The following is a 2076-nucleotide window of genomic DNA, read 5'->3' on the forward strand; positions in this document are numbered from 1 at the left end:
CAACGGCCAGGGCGTGGACATCGTCGTCGATCCCATCGGCGGCCCGACGTTCGACGACGCGATCCGCGTGCTGGCCATCGACGGCAAGCTGCTGGTGATCGGCTTCGCTGCCGGTTCCATTCCGACCGTCAAAGTCAACCGGCTGCTGCTGCGCAACGCCGGTGTGCTCGGCGTCGCGTGGGGCGAATACCTGCACCAGGTGCCCGGCTCGGCGCAGTTGTTCGCCTCGGGCCTGAACCAGTTGGTGGCCGGCGGGTTGAAACCGCCTCCACCGCAACGGTATCCGCTGTCACAAGGGCGTGACGCGCTGCAGTCCCTGGCCGACGGCGGGGTGCTCGGCAAGGTTGTACTGGAGCCCTAGCCGGGCTGCTCGCAGATACGGAACGCGCCGCCCCCTGGACGGGGGCGGCGCGTTCAGTACCCCTCAAGACTAGAACAGACCCGAGAAGTCGGCCGAGATTTCTGAGACGGCGTGGCCGACGACCGCGACTGCGAAACCGGCGAACAGCGTGCCGATCCCGGTATCGGCGGCGATCGGCAGACCGAATGCGTCGCTGAAGTCACCGGTGGCGATGTTGTCGGTGAACAGCGAAAAGTCGTATGCCGGAAGGCTGGTCAGCAAAGCGTTTCCTATGTCGGCCAACGGCAGCAAAGTTGAATACGCCGCCGAGGTCGCGCTTGAGATCGCGTTGGCCAGCTCGGTGAGGGTGGCGGCGGGATTAGCGGCGTCGGCCGACAATGCCGACAGTAGATCCGTGAAGCTCTGCCCTGACAAGGTCGGGTCCAGCGACGCCGTAAACGCGGTGGGATCATTCTCCAACGCTGTGATGCCCTGCTGGGTGTCGGTGGCCAGGGTGCTGAGGACGGTGGACAGGCTGACGTCGGGAGCCAGCCCGAACGGGGTGGCAACATTCGCCGGTGAATCCACGTCCACTGAGTAGCCCTGGCTGCCGTCGCCGTAGCCCAGGTTGATCAGATAGGTCAGGTCGGGACCCAGCAAGTCTTGCAACGACTTTGGCAGCAACGAGACCAGCGGCGCAGTCTCGTCGATCATGTAGTAGTTGGTGAGACTGTCCGCGGTGCCGTCGGCCGCTGAGCCGGGCAACAGAGTTGCGTTGGCGATCTCTTCGGCGGTGGGACCGCCGTTGCCGGGGACGAACCCGTTCAGATACGTGCCGTGCAGCGTTGCGATGCCTAAAAAGGCATTCAGGTCGGCCAGGAAGTTGAGCGGGTAGCGCGGAAAGTCCGCGAAGCCGTCATATTCGAGTGAGTAGATGGAGGTCACGTAATCATCGGCCGGGGTGGCGTTGTCGAAGACAAAACCCAGGCTAGGGAGGCTCAACGGGTCGGAGACTGTGTGACCCGACATGGTCTCGAAACCGGCGAAGCGCTCGAGTGCCCCGCCGTTGGGGTTACTGGGATCGGCGACCAGCAGGAAGTTCACATCGTTTTGGCTCACGCCATCCGCTTTCAGCTGCTCCATTACGTAGCTGGCGATCGTCGAACTCTGCGAATAACCGAACACCGTTGATGTATTACCGGCAGCCTCGTCGGCCGCTATCGTGCTTTCCAAAATGGCCATGCCTTGGCCCACTGATGAGCTCAGCGCCGGAAAGCCATCGTCCGCAGTGGGGTAATTCAGGAACAATTGGTGGACCCCGGCGCCGGTCAGCGGATAGAGCCCTTCCGGCGTAAAGACGCCGGGGCCAAAGAACCCTGGATTTGTAGGGTCGGTTGAGGTGGCCTGGTAGAAGGTGAGGTCGGGGTAGAAATGCGTGTACATGTTGTCGAGGTACTGCGCGTCTGCGGCCGGCACGTACACGTGCATATCTGACATTGCGGTGGGGAGTGGTAGGCCGCTGGCGCCGAGCACCAATCCGATGTCGTCGCCGTCCGCGCGCGCGCCAGGCGGATTCATCATCGCGGTCAGACCCACGACGCCGGCGCCGACAGTTGCCACCAGCCCAAAACCCAGCCAACGACGCGTGAGCTCCGACATGAGCGACCTCCCGGACCTGTGGGACGTTAGAACAGGCCCGAGAAGTCAGCAGCGATCTGCGAGGCCGCGTCTTGGAT

General features: G+C 63.3%; 2 protein-coding genes. One reads left to right on the forward strand and one right to left on the reverse strand.

Features of this window, described 5'->3' with window-relative positions:
• The coding region (locus tag VN856_RS16195; RefSeq protein WP_325690780.1) for a zinc-binding dehydrogenase at positions 1–361 on the forward strand (361 nt) is incomplete at its 5' end.
• A gap of 69 nt (positions 362–430) precedes the next feature.
• Here VN856_RS16195 and VN856_RS16200 read toward each other — a convergent pair.
• Positions 431–1999 (reverse strand): PE-PPE domain-containing protein, encoded by a 1569-nt coding sequence (locus VN856_RS16200; protein WP_325690782.1) that lies wholly within the window; start codon positions 1997–1999, stop codon positions 431–433.
• Positions 2000–2076: the final 77 nt, after the last annotated feature.

It is taken from the genome of Mycobacterium sp. (assembly GCF_035603715.1).
In the GTDB taxonomy this organism is placed as follows: Bacteria; Actinomycetota; Actinomycetes; order Mycobacteriales; family Mycobacteriaceae; genus Mycobacterium.

Bases quoted from the DNA above. Each gene is read 5' to 3' on its own strand.
- VN856_RS16200 (WP_325690782.1), bottom strand. From the start codon at position 1,999: ATGTCGGAGCTCACGCGTCGTTGGCTGGGTTTTGGGCTGGTGGCAACT.